The 16,201-nt window shown below is 68.3% G+C and carries 13 protein-coding genes; 8 read left to right on the forward strand and 5 right to left on the reverse strand.

Annotation, left to right across the window (positions count from 1 at the left end; translation table 11 throughout):
* The first annotated feature begins 1 nt into the window (after position 1).
* From KEG57_RS03885 to KEG57_RS03895, 3 genes are all read left to right on the forward strand, one after another.
* Complete coding sequence (locus KEG57_RS03885; protein WP_272417940.1) at positions 2-3,445, forward strand: serine/threonine-protein kinase; 3,444 nt, start codon at positions 2-4, stop codon at positions 3,443-3,445.
* On the forward strand, positions 3,442-5,895 hold the full coding sequence (mgtA, locus tag KEG57_RS03890; protein WP_272458130.1) for a magnesium-translocating P-type ATPase: 2,454 nt from the start codon (positions 3,442-3,444) through the stop codon (positions 5,893-5,895). Before KEG57_RS03885 ends, mgtA begins: the two co-directional genes overlap by 4 nt.
* 87 nt (positions 5,896-5,982) lie before the next feature.
* On the forward strand, positions 5,983-6,270 hold the full coding sequence (locus KEG57_RS03895) for a hypothetical protein (RefSeq protein WP_272458131.1): 288 nt from the start codon (positions 5,983-5,985) through the stop codon (positions 6,268-6,270).
* 15 nt (positions 6,271-6,285) lie between these two features.
* On the opposite strand, the gene KEG57_RS03900 is transcribed toward KEG57_RS03895, so the two are convergent.
* The 4 genes from KEG57_RS03900 to KEG57_RS03915 all read right to left on the reverse strand — a co-directional run bounded on the left by KEG57_RS03900 (position 6,286) and on the right by KEG57_RS03915 (position 8,675).
* Positions 6,286-6,798: an RICIN domain-containing protein gene (locus KEG57_RS03900; protein WP_272458132.1), complete on the reverse strand. Its 513-nt coding sequence runs from the start codon at positions 6,796-6,798 to the stop codon at positions 6,286-6,288.
* A gap of 86 nt (positions 6,799-6,884) precedes the next feature.
* Entirely contained in the window at positions 6,885-7,394 is a 510-nt protein-coding gene (locus KEG57_RS03905) for a hypothetical protein (RefSeq protein ID WP_272458133.1), read from the reverse strand.
* 8 nt (positions 7,395-7,402) lie between these two features.
* Positions 7,403-7,948 (reverse strand): ricin-type beta-trefoil lectin domain protein, encoded by a 546-nt coding sequence (locus KEG57_RS03910; protein WP_272458135.1) that lies wholly within the window; start codon positions 7,946-7,948, stop codon positions 7,403-7,405.
* Between the two features lie 121 nt (positions 7,949-8,069).
* Positions 8,070-8,675, reverse strand: coding sequence for a macro domain-containing protein (locus KEG57_RS03915; RefSeq protein WP_272458137.1), 606 nt, complete (start codon positions 8,673-8,675; stop codon positions 8,070-8,072).
* A gap of 398 nt (positions 8,676-9,073) precedes the next feature.
* Here KEG57_RS03915 and KEG57_RS03920 point away from each other — a divergent pair, with 398 nt between their 5' ends.
* Both KEG57_RS03920 and KEG57_RS03925 read left to right on the forward strand, forming a co-directional pair.
* Positions 9,074-9,598, forward strand: coding sequence for a hypothetical protein (locus KEG57_RS03920; RefSeq protein ID WP_272458139.1), 525 nt, complete (start codon positions 9,074-9,076; stop codon positions 9,596-9,598).
* A 693-nt stretch (positions 9,599-10,291) separates the two neighbouring features.
* Entirely contained in the window at positions 10,292-11,092 is an 801-nt protein-coding gene (locus KEG57_RS03925) for a hypothetical protein (RefSeq protein ID WP_272458141.1), read from the forward strand.
* 55 nt (positions 11,093-11,147) lie between these two features.
* On the opposite strand, the gene KEG57_RS03930 is transcribed toward KEG57_RS03925, so the two are convergent.
* Entirely contained in the window at positions 11,148-13,190 is a 2,043-nt protein-coding gene (locus KEG57_RS03930) for a TonB-dependent receptor domain-containing protein (RefSeq protein ID WP_272458143.1), read from the reverse strand.
* 217 nt (positions 13,191-13,407) lie between these two features.
* On the opposite strand from KEG57_RS03930, the gene KEG57_RS03935 reads away from it, so the two are divergent.
* The 3 genes from KEG57_RS03935 to KEG57_RS03945 all read left to right on the forward strand — a co-directional run bounded on the left by KEG57_RS03935 (position 13,408) and on the right by KEG57_RS03945 (position 16,027).
* Positions 13,408-13,980, forward strand: a complete 573-nt coding sequence (locus KEG57_RS03935) for a hypothetical protein (RefSeq protein ID WP_272458145.1) — start codon at positions 13,408-13,410, stop codon at positions 13,978-13,980.
* Positions 13,981-14,165: 185 nt separating this feature from the next.
* Positions 14,166-15,290 carry a M50 family metallopeptidase gene (locus KEG57_RS03940; RefSeq protein WP_272458146.1) on the forward strand — a complete coding sequence of 375 codons (1,125 nt, stop codon included), beginning with the start codon at positions 14,166-14,168 and terminating at the stop codon, positions 15,288-15,290.
* 5 nt (positions 15,291-15,295) lie between these two features.
* Positions 15,296-16,027 carry a hypothetical protein gene (locus KEG57_RS03945; RefSeq protein ID WP_272417928.1) on the forward strand — a complete coding sequence of 244 codons (732 nt, stop codon included), beginning with the start codon at positions 15,296-15,298 and terminating at the stop codon, positions 16,025-16,027.
* Positions 16,028-16,201 lie beyond the last annotated feature (174 nt).

Below are 16,201 nucleotides of genomic sequence, written 5' to 3' on the forward strand. Positions count from 1 at the left end.
CATGCTCGGGATCGGAGACACCCTGGGGGGGCGGTTCGAGCTCGTGCGGCTCGCCGAGACCGGCGGGATGGGCGAGATTTACGAGGCGCGGGAGCGCGCGACCGGCGAGCGGCTCGCCGTGAAGGTGCTCCGGACCGGCCGGGAAGAGGCGGCCGAGCGCTTCGAGCGGGAGACGCAGATCCTCTCGACGTCGTCGCACCCGCATATCGTGCGGTACGTGGCGCGCGGGGCCCTGCCGACCGGAGAGCCCTGGCTCGTGATGGAATGGCTCGAAGGGGAGGACCTCGCGAGCCGGCTCCGGCGTGGTCCGCTCGGCGTCGCGGAGGGCGTTCGATTGCTGCGCGCCGCGGCCGGGGCGCTCGGCGCCATGCACGCGCGCGGCGTCGTGCATCGGGACGTCAAGCCGAGCAACCTGTTCCTCGTGGGCGGGTGCATCGAGGGATTGAAGGTGCTCGATTTCGGCATCGCCCAGCTCCCCGGGGCCTCGCGGCTGACGGATACGGGGTTGATCCTCGGGACACCCGGGTACATGGCCCCCGAGCAAGCGCGGGACCGGGAGACGGTCGATGCGCGGGCCGACGTGTTTTCGCTGGGCGCGGTCCTGTTCGAATGCCTGACCGGAAGGCCTGCGTTTCGAGGCGGGACGTTCCTGGCCGTCATGAGCAAGACGCTCTTCGAGGAGCCGCCGCGGCTGCGGGACCTCGTCCCGCGCGCGCCCGAGGGGCTCGACGAGCTCGTCGCGCGAATGCTTTCGAAACACGCGGAGGACCGGCCGGCCGATGGACGGGCCGTCGCCGCGGCCCTCTCGAATGCGTGGATCACGGACGACGTCCCGGCCCCGGAGCGGCCGCGGAGCGCCATTACCAGGAGCGAGCGGCGCATGATCGTGCGGCGGCAGATCGCGGAGGGTCCGCGGCTCCTGCTCGGAAAGCCCACGCCGTGCGTGGGCCGGGAGCGCGATCTCGACATGGTCACGCGGATCTTCGACGAATGCGTGGAGGACGGGGTCGCGCACGCCGTGCTCGTCGTGGCGCCGCCGGGGATGGGCAAATCGCGCCTTGCGCACGAGCTTTTGCGGGTGCTGCGCGCCCGGGGCGAGCCTCTTTCGATCTGGAATGCGCGGGCCGATCCGCTCCGGCAAAGCTCGGCGCTCGGCCTGCTCGGCCAGGCCCTCCGCGTCGCGTGTGGTCTTCGCGAAGGTCAGCCGCTCGAAGCGGCGAGGGACGCGCTGCTCACGCGCATCACGACGCGCATGGGGCTGGCGGGGCAGCCCGTGGCCGAGATGCTCGGCGAAATCGTGGGCGTGCCGTTTCCGGACACGGAGACCCCGAGGCTCCGCGAGGCGCGCAAGAATGCCCAGCTCCTCGCGGATCGAATCCAGGACGCCTGGCTTTCCTTCCTGCAAGCCGAATGCAGCGTGGCGCCGGTGCTGCTCCTGCTCGACGATCTGCAATGGAGCGATCGGCCGACGGCGCAGCTCGTGGACGCCGCGCTGCGGGAATGCCGCGGCTCGCCGCTCCTCGTGCTCGCGCTCGGGCGGCCGGAGGTCCACGACGTCTTCCCGAACCTCTGGTCGAAGCGGCGCTTTTATGAGCTCCGGCTCCGGAAGCTCGGCCTGAAAGCAAGCGAGGAGCTCGTCCGGCACGTGCTCGGCGAGGCGGCCTCGGAGGAGACCGCCTCGCGGATCTGCGCGCTCTCCGATGGCAATGCGTTTTATCTGGAGGAGCTCATTCGCGCGGCGGGGGAGGACCGGACGACGCTGCCGGAGACCGTGGTCTCCATGGTGCAATCGCGGCTCGCGCAGCTCGATGGCACGGCGCGGCGCATGCTCCGGGCGGCCAGCATTTTCGGGGAGACGTTCTGGGCCGGCGGGGTCGTGTCCTTGATGGGCGAGAGCCATCACGCCTCCGAGGTGCAGTCCGCGTTCGCGCGGCTCATGGACGGCGAGCTCGTCGTGCGGGTGCGCGAGAGCCGGTTCCCCGGCGAGGAGGAATTCCGCTTCCGGCACGCGCTGCTCCGGGAGGGCGCGTATTCGATGCTGCTCGGCGAGGATCGCGCGCTCGGCCACCTCCTCGCCGGGCAATGGCTCGAACGGCACGGCGAAGAGGACCCGTCGGTCCTGGCCGAGCATTTCGAGCGCGGCGGCGACCTCGAACGCGCCTGCCATTATCACGCCCGCGCGGCCGAGCGGTCGTTCGCGCATTTTGATCTGGATTCCGTCCTCGTTCATGTGGAGCGCGGGGTCTCGTGCGGGGCGGCCGGCGAGGTGCTGCTCACGCTCCGGAGCTGGCAGCTCATGGCGCACGATTTCCGGGGGAGCTTCACGGAGGAGGTGCTTCGCCTGGCCGAGGAGGCACGCGCGACGGCGAGGCCCGGCAGCGCCGCGTGGTACAGGGTCACCCACGTCTTGTGCTCCCATTGCATGTTCACCGGCCGGCGGGAGTACGCCATCACGCTCGCGAGGGAGGTCGCCGCGACCACGGCCGACACCTCGGCGCGCGCCGCCGTGATGGAGCTCCTCGTGGTCGTCGTCGGGGGGCTGGTCGTGGCGGGCGAGGGCTCGATTGCGCGCGAAATGCTCGATTACTTGCGGCGCGTGGAGGATCGTTTGGAGGAGACGGACCTCCTCGAGCGCTGCCATGCCTGGCAAACCCGAGCGTGGTACCTCATGGCGCGGGACCATGATCCCTGGACGAGCTTCGTCCTCTTCCGGAAGGCCGCCGCGGGCTTCACGGAGGTAGGGGACCTCCGGCAAAAGGTGTTCGTGGAGAACGGGGCCACGGCCATGCTGTTCTGGATGGGGCAGCGCGAGGCGAGCATCGAGCACGCCCGAAAGGCGCTGGCGCTCGCCCAGCGCGTGCGGGATCCGCTCGTCCTCGGGTTCGCCCAAAGCGCTCTGCAATGGGCCCTGCTCGAGGACGCCCGGCACGTCGAGGAGCAAAACCGTCTTTCGCGCGAGAGCGTCCACGTCTACCCCAGGCCCAGCCTGTTCTCGGCGTTCGCCCATGTCTGCCTTTCGAGCACCGCGCTCCACGAAGGCGACCTCGCGAGCGCCGAGGCGGAGGCCCGCATGGCGCGGGACGGCATGGCGACGACGCCGAGCTATCGGTTGCTCGCGTCGTCGTACCTCATCACGGCGCTCCTCCGGCAGGGGCGCGCGGCCGAGGCGCGTGAAATGGCCGAGCAGGACCTCGGGCGGATCGAAGGGCCCGGGAGCATGGGCGTCGGCGAAAGTCGATTTCGTCTCGCCGTGGTCGAGGCGCGATGGGCGACGGGAGACACCACGGCAGCGCGCGAAGCATGCGTCGAGGCGAGGGACGTGCTCATCGCGACGGCGGCGCGCATCGAAGACCCTGCATTTCGACGGAGCTTCCTCGAAGACGTGCCGGCGCATCGAAGAACCCTCGCGCTCGCCGAAGAAATGGGCCTCGGAGGGACGCATTGAACACGGACCGAGGTCTCTCGCAGGCCGAAGCGAAGAGGCGCCTCGCCCTCCACGGACGCAATGTGCTCCTCGGCGCGACACGCCGCTCCGCCGCCCTGGAGCTTTTGGCTCGTTTCAAGAACCCGCTCATTCTGCTTTTGCTCGCGGCGTGCGTCGTCTCGGCGGCGACGGGGGACCTCGAGAGCTCCACGATCATCATGGTCGTGGTCCTCTTGAGCGTGGTGCTCGATTTCGTGCAGGAGCACCGCGCCGGCCGCGCGGCCGAGGAGCTGCGCAAAGCGACGCGGGTCCACGCGACCGTCGTGCGGGACGGGGCGGCGCGCGACGTGCCCACCGAGGAGGTCGTCCCCGGCGACGTCGTGCTCCTCGCGGCCGGCGACCTCGTCCCCGCCGATGGAACGCTGCTCGAAGCGCGCGACCTCTTCGTCAATCAGGCGCTCCTCACGGGCGAGCCGTATCCCGTGGAAAAACACCCCGGGTCGAGCGACGCCACCGCCGCGGTCTTCATGGGCACGTCCGTGATCAGCGGCAGCGGCAAAGCATTGATCACGCAGACGGGGACGAACACGGAGGTCGGCAAGATCGGCGTCGCATTGACGCGGCAGCCGCCGCCCACGGCGTTCGAGCTCGGCACGCGCAATTTTGGCCTGCTCATCCTGCGCCTCGCGATGTGGATGGTGCTGTTCGTGCTGCTCGTGAACCTCGTCCGCGAGCGCACGTGGCTGACCTCGTTCATGTTTGCCCTTGCGCTCGCGGTGGGGCTCGCGCCGGAGCTCTTGCCCATGGTCGTCTCGGTGACCCTGGCGCGGGGCGCGCTGCGGATGTCGCGGAAGAAGGTGCTCGTCAAGCGGCTCTCGGCCATTCACGACCTCGGGAGCATGGACGTGCTCTGCACGGACAAGACGGGGACGTTGACCGAAGCACGCATTCGCCTGGAAAAGCACATCGACCCGCAAGGCCAGGACAGCCCGCGGGTGCTGGAACTCGCCTACCTCAATAGTCATTTCGAGTCGGGCCTGCGGAGCCCGCTCGACGAGGCGATCCTGCGGCACGAGGCGGTCGACGTCCGGGGCTGGGAGAAGCTCGACGAGGTGCCGTTCGATTTCGAGCGGCGGCGCATCTCGGTGCTTTTGCGGCGCGACGGGGACGTGCGGCTCGTCGTGAAGGGCGCGTTCGAGGAGATCCTGCGGCTCTCGACGCATTACGAGGGGAGTGGGCCCGAGGACATGCGTCCCCTCGACGCGGCGGCGCGACGCGCCTTTTTCGCGCGATTCGAGGACCTCGGGCGGGAGGGCTACCGCGTGCTCGGGATCGCCTGGAAAGCCGAGTCGCCGGAATGTCGGCACGTGGTGACAGGCGACGAGATTGAGCTCGTCTTCGCGGGCTTCGCCGCCTTTGAGGACCCGCCGAAAGAGAGCGCGGGGGCGGCGCTGCGAGCGCTCCGCGACGCGGGCGTGTCCGTGGTGATCGTGACGGGGGACAACGAGCACGTGGCCGCGCACGTCTGCAAGACACTCGGCGTCCCGGTGCGCGGGTGCCTGACGGGGACGGAGCTCGACGCGCTCGACGTGCACGCGCTCGGGGCGCGCGTGGAGACGACGAATTTGTTTTGCCGGCTTTCCCCGACGCAAAAGAACCGGGTGATCCTCGCCTTGAAGAAACGAGGGCGGGTGGTGGGTTATCTCGGCGACGGGATCAACGACGCGCCGTCGTTGCATTCGGCGGACGTGGGGATCTCGGTGGACAGCGCGGTGGACGTGGCGAAGGAGGCGGCGGACATCATCCTGCTCGAGCAGGACCTATCGGTGGTGGCGGATGGAATCGTCGAGGGGCGGCGGACGCTCGGCAACATCCTCAAATACATCCTGATGGGGACGAGCTCGAATTTCGGCAACATGTTCAGCATGGCCGGCGCGGCGCTGTTTCTTCCGTTTCTGCCGATGCTGCCGGCGCAGATTCTCTTGAACAATTTTCTGTACGACCTCTCCGAGCTGCCGATCCCGACGGACCGTGTGGACCCGGACTTCGTGGCCCGCCCGCACCGGTGGGACATGCCGTTCATTCGTCGGTTCATGCTGACGATCGGGCCGGTGAGCTCGCTTTTCGACTTCGCGACGTTCGCGCTGCTCTTGCACCTGTTCCATGGCGACGAGCGGCTGTTCCAGACGGGCTGGTTCGTGGAATCGCTGGCGACGCAGGTGCTCGTGATTTTCGTGATCCGGACGCAGGGGAATCCGCTGCGCGGAAAGCCGAGCCAGGCGCTTCTGATGACGAGCCTGCTCGTGGTGGCGCTCGCGATGTTCCTGCCATTCACGCCGATCGGGCCCAAGGTGGGGTTCGCGCCGCTGCCGCCGGTGTTTTTTGCTGTGCTCGTGCCGCTCGTGGCGGCGTATCTGGTGACGGTCGAGGTGGTGAAGCGGTGGTTTTATCGGCGGTTCGGGTGGGGTTGAGAGGCCGCCCGATCCGATGCGGGGACGTATGCTTTCCGTACATCACGAGGCCGTTCGCTCTGGCACACGAGCTGCCCTTCGGAACGCATGAGGACCAAACGACGAATGACCACGGCCATCATGGCCGGCGCGAGCTTGCTGCTCGTCGCGACCCTTGGGAACGCGCTGCCCGCCTACAGGATCGTGCGATTTTATTATTCCTCCGGCAGTTATGCGACCATCGTGGGGCGCGAGACGGTCATGACCTGCTTCGGCCGGCCCAGGGGCAACACGCTGCGCGGGATACGCACGAACCATTCTTGCGAGATCGAGATCTGGTGCGGGTCAGGGAACCCTCCCGCGCCCTCGGAGCCGATCTGCGAGAGCACCGAGTGACGTGGGCCGCGCCTCTCAGGGAACGACGTCCCACCTGTCCGACGCGCCCATTCCGGTCGTCACGAAGATCGGGGTGCCCAACACCCCCGACTGCGCGCTGCCGCCGTACGCGATGGAGAATGCGTGCGGCGCGGCGGTGCTGATCCGCCACTGCTGGCTGTTCACGGAGCGATCACAACGTTGCATCGTGACCAGGTCTCCGGGCGATGGCTCGACCACGGTCATGCACATCGATTCCCCCATGGCATTGCTCAGGCCGACGGAGCGAACGGCATGGAAACCCCCAGAGAGCCGGAAGATGTCCCATCGCTGGAGCAGGGAATCACCACAATTCCCGTTCCTGACGAATGTCTCCGTCGCGCGCATGCAATTCCCCGTATTGACACTCTTCAATTTCACGGAGGTGGCGGTCAATGCCTCCGCTTCCTCCGCCACGCTTCCCGCTTCCTCGCCCGCCTCCCCGCATCCCGAAAGCGCGAGCAGGCTCGCCGCGACGGCCACGTACCCGAACGATGTTCCTTCCATCATCGCGCGCCTCCCTTCCCCGCATGGGCGCCCCATGCGGGGATCACGCGATACGTTGGGCCAATGCCCAGCCGAGGCAAGATCGGTCCTCAGAGGTGCGGCGGTGGCAAGATGGCGCACGCCGTCGACCTGTTTGCATCCCTGGCGCTGAGCACCGCGGTATCGTTGTAAAACACCGCGCGAATCATGGTCTGGTGCTCGTGCCCGAGGTCGATCCGCACCCTGACGCGCTGGCAGTGGTGGAGCGTGCCCGAGGGCAACGAGAGGTGGACGAACCCCCGTTTTCCTGGAGCGATCCGATGGCCCAAGGCGAACCCTCCTCCGGCCGTGGGCCCGTAGATCACCCCCGTTACCACATTGTCACCGATCGCGACCGACATCGTGGTGTCCGAGCTTTCCCATGCCACATTGCCTGTATTCTTGATTGTGACGTTGACGCTTTGGGAGTAGGTTCCCGAGACGTCGTCGTTCACGACTTCGGTGAAGCTGAGGCTTATCGGGACGAGGTCGACCGTGGGCAGCGCCCACGCTCGTGTCGGTGACAAGCCCATGGCGACGAAGGCCGCCCCGAAGAACCACACGATGGGTGTCTTCATCATTTCCTCCCCTATGGCACGACCCACCATTTCCACTTCTGAACGGGGGGCGGCGCCAGCGGCAGCGCGTTCACGGTGAGCGGCGCGCCCGCGGCGTTCCCCCGCAAGAACGACGCGGCAGCGCCCGCAGGGGGCACATACCGTATGAAATGCGACACCCCCGCCCCCGTACCGCCACCGATCTGCCACCGCGCGGTGGCAGGATTCCCACAGTTGGTCCGATGGACGACTCCGCCGACGGGCAGCATGCATCTGTCGACGCCGGCGCCGGGTGCGGCCCAGCGGATCCTGTAAAACCCCCCGGCGCCCAGCACGACGTCCCATCGAAAGGATGGATTTTGCGACTGGCAGCGGCCGCTGCGAACGACCTTTTCGCGCAGGTCGGCGACGTACGCGCAGTACCCCGTAGAATCATTGCGCAGCATCACGTTCGCGACCGTCTGCGGCTGCTCGGCTTCCGCCACGCTCTCCGGGGTCGCTGCCATCGCCACGCTGCACAAGGACAGCATGGCAGCGCCGGCTGCGACGACGAAACCAGCGATCCATCCATATTGCATGACGCCCCCCCTCTCGTCCTTCGGCCCCGCGGCGCGCTGGCCGGAGCTCGAAGACCCCGCGAGTATTTCATCGAGGCGCACCGGCCGGCCGTCAAGGACAGCCGCGTGGATCGAGGCTCGTTCAGGCTCGCAACCGGCGATCGTGCTCCATGGCCTCGTAAACCGAGGAGGGAATGGCTGGCCGGCCGCCGAGGACCTGGTTCCAAGCCTCTCGCATCTGCCGCGCGCAGCGGGCGGGTGGCATACGCCCGGTGGCCGTCCCGAGCCCCGGACAGAGCACCGTCCGAATGGGCTCGGCGGAGCTCTCGTTGTGCGAAAGCACCGCGCGCAGCGCAGCGCGCATCGCGAGGTACGCATGGACGGTGTCGCTCACGTCCGCGGGGACGCGCATGGTGGGCGCGCTGATGCACCAGGGAATGGCCGGGTGGCCCGTCGGAACGACGATGGCCTGGCCCACGGGAAGCTCGCCGCCGAATCGCGTCGCGAGCGTCGCCCGCAATTGCTCTTCGAGCTTTGGGCCCAGGTGGTACGTGTACACCGCGTCGATGCCGCCATCCATGAAGCCAAAGCTATTGGCGGGGCTGACCACGGCGTCCGCGCGTACGTCGATGGGATCACTTGCCGTGACCGGGCCGGGTCGCTCGGAGAAAATATCTCCATGAGACACAATGACCCCCGGCACGCCGGCGAACTCCTCTCGCCAGGCATGCACCAGCGCTTGGTTCAAGTCTCGTAGGTGAATCGAGAGCGAGATGGGCATGGGTGGAACGAGGATGCCCCACTTCGCCTCCACGCGCGACCCTTAAGGTGGCGCGCAATCCACGGACAGGAGAGACGCCGTGCCGTCGTCGGCCATGGGGAGCGGGACGCCGCTGCAAGCCCTTCTGGGAAAACACGAGATCGAGCTCCTCCCCGTCTGCCTTTTCTTCTTTCGGCGCGCTCGGCGGGGCCGCCGGTGTCGCGCCTGTGCCGGGCGACACGGTGTACCAGGGTTCGAGGTCGAGCGCAGACGGCCGAACGTCCGTGGGGAGCCGAGCTCGACGTCCGAATGAGGATACACACGCCCTGCACGTTGACGCCGCTCGTTCGGGAAGCATAGATTGCCGTGGAACGAGCGGGGGTATCATGATGATGAAGACGAACCGGGCACGTTTGGGCATCGTCGTCGGCTGCGCATTGCTCGCCCTCACCGGGGCATCGGACGTCACCGCGGATGAACCCGTGCGCGAGGACTCCATGGAGCTGCGTACGGAACCCGTGCGGCCGGAGGTCAGGGTCGCCATTTCCACATCCATCGCGGTCGCCATCCGCGCGCTCCGGGATGCGCAAGCGTTCGCCAATTCGGCCGCCGTCACCGGGCCGGGTGTGTCGGCGATCAGCCAATCGCTGGCACAGGCGCAGAGCGTGCTCGGGAGCGCCCTGGCCGTCTCACGATCGGACTCCTTCAGCCGGGGCGACGCAGCGGCCATCGCGAAGTCGATGGAGGACGCCGCCTATGTCGACATCGGCCACGCCCAGGTGGTCGCCAATTCCAGTGCGATCACGCGCGGCGGTCCGGGGCTTTCCCGAGCGCTGGCGCGGGCGCGGAACAGGATCGACGACGCCGTCGCAGTTGCCGTTTCCGTGGCCGGCAGCGGGGAAATCCAATGAACACGCACCGGGACCCCCACGCCACCAACCGTCCCGGTCCAACGAGGTGCTGACGGAGAGGCTGGGGGCGGGTCGCGGCCCGCCTCTCCGTGCACGTTCACGCCCGCAACAGACGCCATCCCCCATACCTCGCCAGCAGGTGCGCTCCGGCGCCGCGCCAACCGCCCCCCGGACCGCCCGGATCGTCGCCCGGCGCATCGCCGCGCACCCCTGCGACCGTCCGGACCTCGCTTTGGCGCTTCGCCAAGCCTCGCCCGGATCGCCCCGACCTTCGCCTGGCGCATCGCCGAGCACCATCCCGACCGCCCGGCCCCCCCTTCGGCGCACCGCCAAGCGCGCCCCGGACCGCCCCGACCTCCGCTTGGCGCACCGGAGAACCCCTCCCCCACCGCCCCGGCCTCCCTTCGGCGCGTCGCCAAGCGCGACCCGGGCCGCCCCGGCCTCCGCTTGGCGCACCGGAAAACCCCTCCCCCACCGCCCCGACCTCCCTTCGGCGCGTCGCCGCTCCGTTCTGGAGCACCGCCGCTCCATTTTGGAGCACCCAACCGCTTCGTTTCGGATCACTCCGCCTTGGCCCGTCCCACCCAACCCCCCATTTTCCGCCTCTTCCACCCCTGGCACCGCCCTTGCTGCATCCCCCCCCGAACCCGCCGCGCGGCATCCCGCCGCGCTCGTTTCAGCGAGGTGTTTCCCATGTCGAACAACAATTCCCCCGCCAAGCTGTCCCGCGCCCAGAAAGCCACCATCGGCCGCAAGCTCCACGACAACCTCATCCTCCGCGCCCAAAAAGGCCCGCCCGAGCCCATGCTCGACGCCTTCATCCCCCAGCTCGACGCAATCACCATCCGCCTCGAAACCCACGTGGCCGGCAAGGACGAGACGAGCGCCGCGCGCGCCGCGCATGCCGACCGCAGCGAGAAGGCCGATATCGAGGTCGATACCCTCGCCCGGCATATCGAGGGGTACATCGACGTCGAGGCCAGCCGCCGGGCCGGTCCTCATGTCGCCTCGGCCCGCGCGCTCCACACCGCCGCATTCCCGCGTGGGCGCGCATTCCTCGATGATTACATCCCCGACCAGAACCAGGAGATTCGACGAATCCTCTCCGTCCTGCGCGCGCCCGAGCATGCACCGACGCTCGCCGGAATCTCGTTTCCCATGGTATGGCTCGACCGCCTCGAATCCGCGGTCGAAGAGAGTGACTTCGCGCTCGCCGAGAAAGCCACGGCGCGTGGCGCCATCGGCGACCATATCAGCCTGGGCAAGGGTGCGGAAGCCGCCTGGGTCGACGTGGTCGGGCGCCTGCGGAAATACCTCGAATCTCGCGCTCCGGCGGGGAATGTCGAGATCGCCCTGGAAAATGGGGCGCTGCTCGCTCCGCTGAATGACGCCATCGCACACGCCAAAGCCGTCGCCGCCGCGCGCGCGACGCGACGCAAGAAGAAGCCGGCTGCGCCGGCCGCTGCCGAGCCCACCGCCGAGCCCACCGCCTGACCTCACCCTCCCCAACCCTCCCTCTCCACGCGTGGAGAGGGAGGGAGTGTTTCCCCTAAGGCGCCCGATAACGCGCCGTCACCCACACCGTCCGCCCCGGCAGCGGAAACCCCAAAAAGTCACTGACAGGCACCGCGACGCTCGTCCGCGAGAGCGGCGACGGCACGCGCAAGGTCCGCACGTCGAACAGGTTCTGCACCTCGACGCCCACGCGCAGCGACGGGATACCCGGGACGTCGAGCGACGCGCCCGCGCCGTGGAACAGGCGCGGCGGGACCAGGATCGTGCCCGCCGTATCCACCGTCGTGCCCGCCACCGCGTCGATCCCATAACGCAGCCGCACCGGGCCGAATCGATAAGCCGCATCGTACGAGAGGTCGTGCAGCGGGCGGCCCGGTAAGGGCCTGCCATGCGCGAGCGGATCCTCGCCGAGGTTTTCCGTGTGCATGAGCGTGTAGCTCAGCGTGGTCGCAAAACGCGTCCCGGTGAGCGAGGCCGAGACCTCGGCGCCCGCGATACGCGCCGCGTCCACGTTGCCCGCGCGGAACGTGCTGCGGCCGAGCGGCAAGAAGACGATGAGGTCACGCGCCGACGTGACGAACCCGACGAGCTCGTAGTGGAAGGACACGCGACCCGTCGTGACGTCGCCGTGCACGCCGACGTCGGCCGCGAGCGCGCCCTCGACACGCAAGCGCGGGTCGCCGAGCAAGCTGCCACGATCCCCGTAGAGCTCGACGAAGCTCGGGAAGCGGCGAAGCGCGCCCGCGTGCGCCGAGAGGATCGCCGCATCGGCGAAGCGGTAGGAGGCGCCGACGTGGCCACTCGGGACGAGGTCGCTCGCCGTGGGGTTCGTGTCGCCCGTCGGAGAGAGCGAGGAGGGGACGTCGGTCGCGCGGTCGCGTCGCGCGTCGAGGCGCGCGGTGGCGAAGAGGCGGAGCGGTTCGAACGGGCGCGCTTCGAGCTCGACGCCGAGGCCACCCGCGATGCGTGATGCCGTGACGCCCACGAGCGCGGTGCTCGTCTCGGGAGGCGTGAGGGACTCGCCGCGGAGGTCGAGGAAGACGCCGAGGCTCGATCGCGCGACGCGAGGGAACACGGCGCGGTAGCCGAGGGAGCCGCCCGCCGCGAGGATCGATTGCCGCGCGTCGATGCCCACGCGCGTGGGATCGATCTCGCCGTTCGGATCCGAGAAGGTCGCGCCCTCGCGTCGTCCCCACGCTTGCAAACGGAGCGAGCCACGCAAGGCGTCACGCACGGTGGCGTCGACGCCGAGGACGAGGCGATCCGTTTCGAGGCGCGGGAGCAACGTGGGGTACGTGGCCGAACCGGGCAGACCGATGCGTCGCGCGTCGGCGAGGAAGGTCGCGCCGATCGTGCCCCACGATCGTTCGAGCGCGACGCGGCCGATCGCCCCCGCGGAGACGGCACTCGCGTTCGTGCGCGTGCGCGTGTCGAGCTTTTCCGTGCGCGGGTTCGTGATCTCGTACGGGAAGTCGCCATCGGAGCGCGCGCCGAAGACGCCGAGGCCGATCGTGACGTCGCCGATCTTGCGCGCGTCGCCCGCGCGGACCTTGAGCGCGCCGAAAGAGCCCGCGAGCGCTTGCCATTCGGTGCGCGCGCCCGCGAGCGGCGTCGGTGGATCGATGACGAGGACGCCGCCGAGGTAGCCCGTCGCGCCGAGCGAAGCAGGCGCGAAGCCGCGGTAGACGCGGAAGCTCGCGCCGGGCCAGAGCGGGAGCGAGCCGACATCGAGCGAAGGATCCGCGCCGCTCGTGAGCGGAATGCCGGCAAGCAAGACGCCAACCTGCGTGGACGCCGAGCCGCGGATGGAGAGCGTGGACTGCGCGCCGTCGGCGCCGAGGCGACGGACGTGTACGCTCGGCAGCTCGGCGAGGATCGAGGCCGCGTCGATGGGCTCGCGGGCGCGTTCGTCGCTCGACGCGCGCGTGACGAACGCAGGCGCGGTGGAGCCACGGATGGTGACGTCGATGGGCGCGGGCTTCGTCGGTTCCTCGTCCGCCCGGACGCGCAGAGGAGCCACGAGCGCCGCGACAAACGCAGCCGCGACGAGGAAACGTGCGCTCGTGCGAGAGGACATGCCGATCCGGGACGAGGGTCACCCGTGACGCACGGGGACGAACCGCGCCGCTCGTAGATCGATCCACACCGCGAGGCGAGCGTTTGGTGCGTCGGTGCCGCCCTCGACGCAAAAAGCCGCGGAGATTGGCTTCGCGCTGGAAACCCGAGTTACCACCGAGCGAACGAGTTGATGCTGGTTCCTTCCTTCCCGGAAATTCTCTTGCTACGAAGGTTCCATGAAGACGCGCACGACACACCACTTGCTCGCTGCAGGTCTCGCTGCTGCTGGGGCCTTCGTGGCGTACTCGCCAGACGCCCACGCGGTCGACTGGGTGATCAAGAACCCCTCGCAGCACCCGGAGTACCGGGCTGAGCTCGAGCCGCACGCCAACTTCATCCTCTTCCGGCGCCGCTACAGCGGCGTGTACGGGCGAGGCGCCGAGCTCGGCGGTGGCTTCCGCGCCACGATCGAGCTCGCCGATCCGATGTTCATCAAGAAGATCAACAACACGATCGGCATCTCGTTCGGTGTCGACTTCACCGAGTGTCGCTACTGCCGCTACCGCAGCGACAACTACGCGATCTGGTCGCCCGTGGCGCTCCAGTGGAACTTCTTCCTCACGAGGAGCTGGAGCGCGTTCGCCGAGTTCGGCGGCATCGTCCGCAGCGAGGGCGCCTTCCGCTACGTCGACATCGACCCGGCCATCTGGTTCGGCACGCGGATCCACTTCAACAACGACATCGCCCTCACGTTCCGCCTCGGCTACCCGATGTTCAGCGTAGGCGTGTCCTTCTTCGTCGGGAGCTGAAAGGCCTCCGCGGCCGGTCCGCCTCCCTGCCCCCCCACCGCTCCCCGCCCCCCGGGGACGCGCCCGCCCAGGCGTGGGCTTCGCTCGCCTCGCCCCCTCGTTCGAGCCAGAAAGCACGGTAAAGCTGGTCATCCGAGCTTATCTCGCGCGTGCGGATCGTCCGCCGGGCAGGTAAACTGACGTCGATGTTCGGGATCCTGGCCCTCGCCTTGCTGATGGTCGTCCACGAAGGCGGGCACTTCCTCGCCGCGCGTATGTTCGGGATGCGCGTGCTGAAGTTCTCGATCGGGTTCGGACCGACGTTCTTCAAGGTCTCCCCGAAGGACGGCTACTACTGGTTCACGTCGGCCGCCGAAAAGGTGAAGCTGCGGCTCTGGAAGCACGACGCCGAGAAGCAAGGGCCGACGGTCTACCAGGTCGCGATCATCCCGTTCCTCGCGTACGTGCAGATCGCCGGGATGAACCCGCTCGAAGAGGTGGACCCGAAAGACAAGGGTAACTTCTCGAACGGGAGCCTGTGGGGCCGCATCGTCACGATCTTCAGCGGCCCGCTGGCGAACTACGTCTTCGCCTCAGTGTTCTTCTTCGGCGCGACGCTCTACGGCGGAAAGGCAGCCGAAGCCGTCATCAACAACGAGCGTCAGCTGCTCACGTACGTCGACGCGGTGCCCGGAAGGCCGGCGCAAGCGGCAGGGGTGCAGCCGGGCGACAAGATCGTCGAGGTCGCAGGCGCACCCGTGACGACGTGGAACGAGATGGCGGAGCAGATCTCGAAGCGTCCGGGCGAGCCGATCAAGGTCGTGATCGAGCGCAAGATCGACGACAACCACGAGGAGCGCAAGACGCTCGACATCACGCCCACGAACGAGGACGGCAAGGGCAAGATCGGCGTCGCGCCGCACAAGCTGCCCGTGCCGATCAAGGAGGCGGCGATCTTCGCGCTGACCGAGCCGCCGAAGGTGGTGAAGAGCATCGGCGCAGGTCTGTCGCAGCTCTTCCGCGGCAACACCGACGACCTCGGCGGCCCGCTGCGAATGATCAAGGAGACCGAGGACGCCGCAAAGCAAGGGCTCGCCGCGTACCTGTGGCTGCTCGGCGTGCTGTCGGCCTACATCGGGATCTTCAACCTGCTGCCATTCCCGGCGCTCGACGGCGGGAGGCTCGTGTTCCTCGCATACGAGGCGGTGACGCGGCGCAAGCCAAACGCGATGGTCGAGGTCTACACGAACGGCTTCGGCATCCTGACGCTGCTCGGGTTCGCGCTGTACATCACGGTCTTCAAAGACGTGCCGCACATGCTGTCGAAGTGATCACGATGGAACGCACGCTGCTCGGCGCCACGCTCGCGGTGACTCTCCTGCTCGGCGCCTCGGGCTGCGTCACGCCCCACGTGAGCCTCGCCGAAGGTCCACGCGAGTACGTCGCAACGGACTACGAGAGCGTGCTGCGGAAGTGGACGCGCACCGAAGATCTGTTCGCCGTGAGCGAGCTCGAAAACTACCTGACCGCGACAGCGACGTTCGAGTCGTGGGATTTCCGCTGGGCCTACGTCGTGCGGTACGTGCAGGACTACCGGCTCACGATCGATCAACGGAAGAAGCTGCTCGAGCGGACGCTCGAGGAGACGCGGCAGCGGCATCAGTTCTTCGTGGCGCTCTACGGCGGCGAGCGTCGGTTCAACGATCTGACGAAGGCCGACAGCGCGTGGATCGTGCGGCTGATCGACGACACGGGCAACGAGACGGCGCCGGAAGAGATCATCGCAATCACGAAGCCGAACGCGCTCGAACGGACATACTTCCCGTACAGCACGGTGCACAGGCAAGCGTTCCGGATCCGCTTTCCGCGATCGACAGCGGATGGAAGGCCAACGATCTCACCACAAGCGAAGTGGTTCGGAATCCGCTTCGCCGGCGCACAAGGCAACAGCGAGCTCGTCTGGTTGATCGAGGAGACGGGTCCCGCGGATGGCGCGAGCGCGAGTGATCCAGCGAGCCCGAACGCGCCAGCCGCGGATCCGCGCAGCACGACGACGGCTGTGCGCTGAAGACGCCGCGCCGGGGCTCTGCCCCGGGCCCCGCGGGGGCTGTTCGCCCCTCGACCCGAACCAGGGCAAGCCCTGGACTCGGGTTGGAAGAACCGCGCGATGCGCGGTTCTTCCACAGGCCGGTGGCAAGACCAGGGACGGCGTTGCCAGTCGACACGGCGGTCTTGACGGGCA

Source organism: Polyangium jinanense, assembly GCF_028435365.1.

Bases quoted from the DNA above. Each gene is read 5' to 3' on its own strand.
- KEG57_RS03925 (WP_272458141.1), top strand. From the start codon at position 10,292: ATGTCGAACAACAATTCCCCCGCCAAGCTGTCCCGCGCCCAGAAAGCC.
- KEG57_RS03885 (WP_272417940.1), top strand. From the start codon at position 2: ATGCTCGGGATCGGAGACACCCTGGGGGGGCGGTTCGAGCTCGTGCGG.
- KEG57_RS03935 (WP_272458145.1), top strand. From the start codon at position 13,408: ATGAAGACGCGCACGACACACCACTTGCTCGCTGCAGGTCTCGCTGCT.
- KEG57_RS03895 (WP_272458131.1), top strand. From the start codon at position 5,983: ATGAGGACCAAACGACGAATGACCACGGCCATCATGGCCGGCGCGAGC.
- KEG57_RS03940 (WP_272458146.1), top strand. From the start codon at position 14,166: ATGTTCGGGATCCTGGCCCTCGCCTTGCTGATGGTCGTCCACGAAGGC.
- KEG57_RS03920 (WP_272458139.1), top strand. From the start codon at position 9,074: ATGATGATGAAGACGAACCGGGCACGTTTGGGCATCGTCGTCGGCTGC.
- KEG57_RS03905 (WP_272458133.1), bottom strand. From the start codon at position 7,394: ATGATGAAGACACCCATCGTGTGGTTCTTCGGGGCGGCCTTCGTCGCC.
- KEG57_RS03945 (WP_272417928.1), top strand. From the start codon at position 15,296: ATGGAACGCACGCTGCTCGGCGCCACGCTCGCGGTGACTCTCCTGCTC.
- KEG57_RS03910 (WP_272458135.1), bottom strand. From the start codon at position 7,948: ATGCAATATGGATGGATCGCTGGTTTCGTCGTCGCAGCCGGCGCTGCC.
- KEG57_RS03900 (WP_272458132.1), bottom strand. From the start codon at position 6,798: ATGATGGAAGGAACATCGTTCGGGTACGTGGCCGTCGCGGCGAGCCTG.
- KEG57_RS03930 (WP_272458143.1), bottom strand. From the start codon at position 13,190: ATGTCCTCTCGCACGAGCGCACGTTTCCTCGTCGCGGCTGCGTTTGTC.